Below are 6,379 nucleotides of genomic sequence, written 5' to 3' on the forward strand. Positions count from 1 at the left end.
GGAGTACGAGACACATGGCGAACGCACCGGTCCAGCGCATGTCCCAGTTGATGGCGAAGACGCTGCGCGACGACCCGGCGGACGCCGAGGTCCTCAGCCACAAGCTGCTCGTCCGCGCGGGCTATGTCCGCCGTACCGCCGCCGGCATCTGGTCCTGGCTGCCCCTCGGCAAGAAGGTCCTCGCCAACGTCGAGCGCATCGTCCGCGAGGAGATGGACGCGATCGGCGCCCAGGAGGTACTGCTCCCCGCCCTGCTGCCGCGTGAGCCGTACGACGCGACGGGCCGCTGGGACGAGTACGGCCCCGAGCTGTTCCGCCTCCAGGACCGCAAGGGCGGCGACTACCTCCTCGGCCCGACCCACGAGGAGATCTTCACCCTGCTGGTGAAGGACCAGGCGTCCTCCTACAAGGACCTGCCGGTGATCCTCTACCAGATCCAGCACAAGTACCGTGACGAGGCCCGCCCCCGCGCCGGCATCCTGCGCGGCCGTGAGTTCCTGATGAAGGACTCGTACTCCTTCGACACCGACGACGAGGGCCTCGCCCAGTCGTACGCCCTGCACCGCGAGGCGTATCAGAAGGTGTTCACGCGTCTCGGCCTCGACTACCGCATCTGCGCCGCCACCGCCGGCGCGATGGGCGGCTCGAAGTCGGAGGAGTTCCTCGCTCCCGCCGAAGCCGGCGAGGACACCTTCGCGGACTGTCCGAACTGTGACTTCGCGGCCAACACCGAGGCGATCACGTACGAGCTGAAGCCGGTGGACGCCGACGGCGTGCCCGCTCTCGAAGAGATCCCCACCCCGGACACCCCCACCATCGAGACCCTCGCCGCCCACCTCGGCGTCCCGGCCTCCGCGACCCTGAAGAACCTGCTCGTGAAGGTCGGCGGCGAGATCGTCGCCGTCGGCGTCCCGGGTGACCGTGAGGTCGACATGGGCAAGGTCGGGGCACACTTCGCCCCGGCCGTCGTCGAGATGGTCACCGAGGCGGACTTCGCGGGCCGCTCCGACCTGGTCCGCGGGTACGTCGGCCCGCAGGGCCTGGGCGAGAAGATCACGTACCTCGCCGACCCGCGCGTGGCCCCCGGCACCTCCTGGATCACCGGCGCCAACAAGGAGGGCATGCACGCGAAGAACGTCGTCGCGGGCCGTGACTTCGAGGTCGACACGTACGTCGATGTCGTCGTCGTCCAGGAGGGCGACCCCTGCCCGAAGTGCGGCACCGGCCTCAAGCTCGACCGCGCGATCGAGATCGGCCACATCTTCCAGTTGGGCCGCAAGTACGCGGACGCGTTGAAGCTCGACGTCCTCGGCCAGAACGGCAAGCCGGTCCGCGTGACCATGGGCTCCTACGGCATCGGCGTCTCCCGCGCGGTCGCCGCCCTCGCCGAGCAGTCCGCCGACGACAAGGGCCTGTGCTGGCCGAAGGAGGTCGCCCCCGCCGACGTGCACGTGGTCGCCGCGGGCAAGGCCCTCCAGACCGAGCTGGCCCTCGACGTCTCGGCGAAGCTCGCCGCGGCCGGCCTGCGCGTCCTGGTCGACGACCGGGCAGGCGTGTCCCCGGGCGTCAAGTTCACGGACTCCGAGCTGATCGGCGTACCCCAGATCCTGGTCGCCGGCCGCCGGTCCGCCGAGGGCGTCCTCGAACTGAAGGACCGCAGGACCGGCGAGCGCGAGGAACTGACGGTCGACGAGGCGATCGCCCGACTGTCCGCGTAGCGCTATACGCAGCGGGCCGTTCCCCGACCGTAGGACGTGACGAAGCGTCACTACGCTACGGCGGGGAACGGTCATGACGGTCAGGGACAGCACGAGTTCGACTCAGGCCAAGGTGACGCGCCCCAAAGGGGCGCGGGGAACTGCGCGACCAGCCCCCACGCACCCGCAGACAACACGCAACCCCTAGAGCCACCCGGCAAATTCCAGCAACAGCTCCGCATCCTTCGGCCGCCCCACCCGAAGCGCCCGCACCCCAGACTCCACGGCCCGGAACAACGTCCACCCCCGAAGCCGCTCCTGATCCACCTCAAGAGACTCCGCAAGCCGCTTGACCCGCCGCCGAGTCGTCGCCGCCCCCGACGGTGAGGCGATCAGGTCCTCCACCCGATCCCGCACCAACCGCGCCAGATCGAACGCACACTCCCCGACCACCGGATCCGGCCCCACCGCCAACCACGGCATCCGCTCCCCGGCCAGCACCTTGCTCTGCCGGAACGTGCCATGCAGCAACCGCTCCTCGGGCGGCGCGGCCAGCAGTGACTCCCGCGCGTCGAGAGCCGCGCTCACCAGTGCCGAAAACTCCGCGGGCGCACCCCGCATCGCCACGGCCTGCCGCCCCGTCCGCTCGGCCACGGTCTCGAAGGAAGGCTCACCCGGCGGCTCCACCCACAGCCGCCGCAACGTCCCCGCCGCCTCCAGCAACGCCTTCGCCTCCGGCAACGACCGCACCGACATATCCGGATGCAGCCGCTCCAGCAGCAGCGCCCCCTCGGCGGTGAACGGCTCCAGGAGTTGTACGGCGCCCAGACCGCCCCAGTGGGCGAGTGCGGCCCGCTCGCTCTCCGGGCGCGCCCGGCGCGGGGCGAGCTTCAGCACCGCGGGCGTACCGTCCGGCAGCCGCACCAGCACGACCAGGCTGCTGCGCCCACCGGGCACCTGCACCCGCTCCACGGTCAACTCGCGTAGCGCGACGGCCTGTTGGGCCACCTGGGGCAGCTTCTCCAGCCAGTCGTCACCTTCCGGTGCCGTCTCACCGAACGCCCTGACCAGACGCCGCGGCGGTTCGAAAGCCATACGCGAGCCGTCCCCTTTCCTTCCAGGCGTCACGCCGTGGGCGTCGCCGACGCCGTCGCGGTGGTCCGCTCGGCGAGCCCAGGGAAGGCTACGCTCTCGCCGCGCCAGCGCACCGCCCGCACCGCCGCTTCCCGCAGGGCCTCCGCGGCCGTGCGCCGCCGCTCGCCCTCGGTGGCGCGCACCAGGTCGGAGTAGACCCCGGCCACCCGGTCCTCCAGCTCCGCGGCGAGCCGGACGGCCGCCGTGGAGTCCGGCACCGCGAAGGGCAGTGCGTAGCCCGCGGCAGCGGCCACCGGCGTCCCGCCCAGGTCCCGCACGGCGCGCGCCAGCGCGTCCCGCCGGGCCCGGTGGGCGTCGTACGCCGCCCTGGCCTCCGTACGACGTCCTTCGTCGATCCGTCCGCCGACGACGCCGTAGCCGTACACGGCGGCATGTTCGGCCGCCAGTGCCGCCTGGAGCGCCTTCAGGTCGCCGTCCTTGGACTCGCTCACTTCTCGCCCTCCGTCAGCAGATACGCGTGCGCCGCCCCGGCCGCCGCCACGGACGCCAGCAGCCGCGCCAGTTCGCCCGGCATGTCCAGCAGCGTCTGGGCCCGCCGGTCCGCGAGGGCCCGCTCGGCGGCGGCGAGTTCGGCGAGGGCGGCCTTCTCCTCGGTGGGGACGGCGGCCGGCGCGGACGCCGAAGCCGTCGGTGAGGGCGACTTGGCTCCCGTGGCCCCGAACGCCTCCGCATGCCGCACCGTCTCCGCCCGCAGCGGTCGCAGTCGCTCCGCCAGCGCCGGATGTGCGGTGATCACGGCGTCGTACCGCGCCACCAGCCCCTCGCTGTCGCGGGCCGCACGCGCGCGTGCCCGGTCGGCGGCCGACGGGCTGCCGCCGGTGCCGCCGGCGTCGGACTCGGCCGAGCAGCCCACGAGCAGGGCGGTCCCTGCGACCGAGATGAGCAGGCTCCTTCTGCGCGGCCCGGATGGGGTGCGCGGCAGCGGGGGGTACGGCACGGCAGACGTCCTCGGGGGGCTCGTACGAAGGGGAGGGCAGCACGCCCGTGATCACGGTACCCGCGCATACGTCCGATACCACTCACCGGCACCCGCCCGAGTTCCGGTGGACGGCAACACCCCCTGTGACCGGATACCCTTTGACCAGACACGCGACCTAACCACAACAGCACACGCGGCCGAGGAGTCACCCGGATGAGCACCACCCAGAGCGAGAGGCTGCGAGAACTGCTCGAACCGCTCGTCACCTCCCAGGGGCTGGATCTCGAAGAGATCGCAGTGGACTCGGTCGGACGCAAGCGGGTGCTGCGCGTGGTCGTCGACTCCGACGAAGGCGCCGATCTGGACGCCGTCGCCGATGTGAGCCGTGTGCTCTCGGCGAAGCTCGACGAGACGGACGCGATGGGCCAGGGGGAGTACACCCTCGAGGTCGGAACCCCCGGTGCCGAGCGCGAGCTCACGGAACACCGCCACTATCTGCGTGCCACAGACCGCCTCGTGAAGTTCCAGCTCGCCGAGGACGGGGAGCTGGTCGCCAGACTCCTGACCGTGGACGACGAGGGCGTGGACGTCGAAGTACCCGGTGTGAAGGGCCGCAAGGCCACCACACGCAGGCTCGCCTTTGCCGACATCGTCAAGGCCCGGGTGCAGGTGGAGTTCAACCGCAAGGACAAGAAGGACATGAAGGAAGAGGAGGAGGCGTAGCCGTGGACATCGACATGAGTGCCCTGCGGGGCTTGGTACGGGAGAAGGAGATCTCCTTCGACCTGCTGGTCGAGGCGATCGAGTCCGCCCTCCTCATCGCCTACCACCGCACCGAGGGAAGCCGCCGCCACGCGCGTGTGGAGCTCAACCGGGAGACCGGGCATGTGACCGTGTGGGCGAAGGAGGACCCGGAGGACCTCGAGGAGGGCCAGGAGCCCCGCGAGTTCGACGACACCCCGTCCGGCTTCGGCCGTATCGCCGCCACCACCGCCAAGCAGGTCATCCTGCAGCGGCTGCGCGACGCCGAGGACGACGCCACGCTCGGCGAATACGCGGGCCGCGAGGGCGACATCGTCACCGGTGTCGTCCAGCAGGGCCGCGACCCGAAGAACGTCCTCGTCGACATCGGCAGGCTGGAGGCCATCCTGCCGGTGCAGGAGCAGGTCCCCGGCGAGACGTATCCACACGGGATGCGGCTTCGGTCGTACGTCGTACGAGTGGCCAAGGGCGTCCGCGGTCCCTCCGTCACGCTCTCCCGCACGCACCCCAATCTGGTGAAGAAGCTCTTCGCCATGGAGGTGCCGGAAATCGCCGACGGTTCGGTGGAGATCGCGGCCATCGCGCGTGAGGCCGGTCACCGCACCAAGATCGCCGTCCGTTCCACCCGGAGCGGTCTGAACCCCAAGGGTGCCTGCATCGGGCCCATGGGGGGCCGGGTGCGCGCGGTGATGGGCGAGCTGAACGGTGAGAAGATCGACATCGTCGACTGGTCGGACGACCCGGCCGAGATGGTGGCGAACGCGCTCTCGCCGGCCCGGGTCTCCAAGGTGGAGGTCGTCGACCTCGCCGCCCGCTCCGCGCGCGTGACGGTGCCCGACTACCAGCTCTCCCTGGCGATCGGCAAGGAAGGGCAGAACGCCCGCCTCGCGGCCCGGCTCACCGGCTGGCGGATCGACATCCGTCCGGACACCGAGCAGCCGTCCGAGCAGGGCCGGGAATAGATCCAAGCCGCCGGTCGCTTAGATCACGACAGATCCATGTGAAGAACCGTTCGATTCTTGCCCCAAAGGGGTGAGGTCGGCACGGGGAGGTAGACTTAAGAGTGTCTGGCCGGACGCGAGCCCGCGCGTGCCCTGAACGCACCTGTGTGGGGTGCCGGAAGCGAGCGGCCAAGACTGATCTGCTGCGCATCGTGGCGATCAAGGATGCATGCGTCCCTGATCCACGCGGTACGCTGCCCGGCCGGGGTGCCTATGTACACCCCGCCCTGGTCTGTCTCGACCTGGCGGTACGCCGCCGGGCGTTCACGCGGGCGCTGCGCGCCCCGGGAGCGCTCGACACAAAGGCGTTGCGCCACTACGTCGAGCAGACAGAAGGTTTGCCAGCAGCACCTTGCTGAGCAGGCAACACCGTAAGAAGCGTCGTGCGGAACCCCCGCGCGGCCCAGGTACCCCGCGAGTTGGAAGTAGGTCGAGATTGCGATGAGCACTCGATGAGCACGCGATGAGTACGCCCATGAAGTAGCGACGGTCCGGACGCAACCCGGACCTAAAAGGAGCGAAGTGGCTAAGGTCCGGGTATACGAACTCGCCAAGGAGTTCGGGGTGGAGAGCAAGGTCGTCATGGCCAAGCTCCAAGAACTCGGTGAATTTGTCCGATCTGCGTCCTCGACGATCGAGGCGCCCGTAGTACGCAAACTGACTGACGCCTTCCAGGCGGGCGGTGGCAACGGCAAGTCCGCCGCCAAGCCCGGTGCCCCCAGGAAGGCCGCCCCCAGGCCCCCCGCGCCCTCTCCGGCGCAGGCGGCACGTCCGGCTGCTCCCAAGCCGCCGGCTCCCAAGCCCGCAGCGGCCGAGCAGCCCGCTGCCCAGGCTCCGTCGGCGCC

General features: G+C 70.6%; 8 protein-coding genes. 5 read left to right on the forward strand and 3 right to left on the reverse strand.

The window, feature by feature from the left end; all coding sequences use genetic code 11:
* Positions 1 to 14 precede the first annotated feature (14 nt).
* Positions 15 to 1,718 carry a proline--tRNA ligase gene (locus tag AB0I98_RS29340; protein WP_362947200.1) on the forward strand — a complete coding sequence of 568 codons (1,704 nt, stop codon included), beginning with the start codon at positions 15 to 17 and terminating at the stop codon, positions 1,716 to 1,718.
* Between the two features lie 183 nt (positions 1,719 to 1,901).
* Here AB0I98_RS29340 and AB0I98_RS29345 read toward each other — a convergent pair whose 3' ends face one another.
* Genes AB0I98_RS29345 through AB0I98_RS29355 form a run of 3 tightly spaced genes read right to left on the reverse strand, consistent with a single transcriptional unit; the run spans position 1,902 to position 3,789 of the window.
* On the reverse strand, positions 1,902 to 2,792 hold the full coding sequence (locus AB0I98_RS29345; protein WP_362947203.1) for an aminoglycoside phosphotransferase family protein: 891 nt from the start codon (positions 2,790 to 2,792) through the stop codon (positions 1,902 to 1,904).
* A gap of 29 nt (positions 2,793 to 2,821) precedes the next feature.
* Positions 2,822 to 3,283, reverse strand: coding sequence for a ferritin-like domain-containing protein (locus tag AB0I98_RS29350; protein WP_362947205.1), 462 nt, complete (start codon positions 3,281 to 3,283; stop codon positions 2,822 to 2,824).
* A complete protein-coding gene (locus AB0I98_RS29355; RefSeq protein ID WP_362947207.1) occupies positions 3,280 to 3,789 on the reverse strand; it encodes a hypothetical protein in 510 nt (169 codons plus the stop codon). The genes AB0I98_RS29350 and AB0I98_RS29355 overlap by 4 nt, the downstream gene beginning before the upstream one ends.
* Positions 3,790 to 3,984: 195 nt before the next feature.
* Here AB0I98_RS29355 and rimP point away from each other — a divergent pair, with 195 nt between their 5' ends.
* From rimP to AB0I98_RS29375, 4 genes are all read left to right on the forward strand, one after another.
* Positions 3,985 to 4,494, forward strand: coding sequence for a ribosome maturation factor RimP (gene rimP / locus AB0I98_RS29360; protein WP_362947210.1), 510 nt, complete (start codon positions 3,985 to 3,987; stop codon positions 4,492 to 4,494).
* Positions 4,495 to 4,496: 2 nt separating this feature from the next.
* The gene (gene nusA / locus AB0I98_RS29365) at positions 4,497 to 5,495 is read left to right on the forward strand and encodes a transcription termination factor NusA (protein WP_362947213.1); all 999 of its coding nucleotides are present in this window, start codon (positions 4,497 to 4,499) and stop codon (positions 5,493 to 5,495) included.
* Positions 5,496 to 5,596: 101 nt separating this feature from the next.
* Positions 5,597 to 5,893, forward strand: a complete 297-nt coding sequence (locus AB0I98_RS29370; RefSeq protein ID WP_362947216.1) for a YlxR family protein — start codon at positions 5,597 to 5,599, stop codon at positions 5,891 to 5,893.
* A gap of 163 nt (positions 5,894 to 6,056) precedes the next feature.
* The coding region (locus tag AB0I98_RS29375) for a translation initiation factor IF-2 N-terminal domain-containing protein (protein WP_362947219.1) at positions 6,057 to 6,379 on the forward strand (323 nt) is incomplete at its 3' end.

This window comes from Streptomyces sp. NPDC050211 (genome assembly GCF_040656035.1).
Lineage (GTDB): Bacteria > Actinomycetota > Actinomycetes > Streptomycetales > Streptomycetaceae > Streptomyces.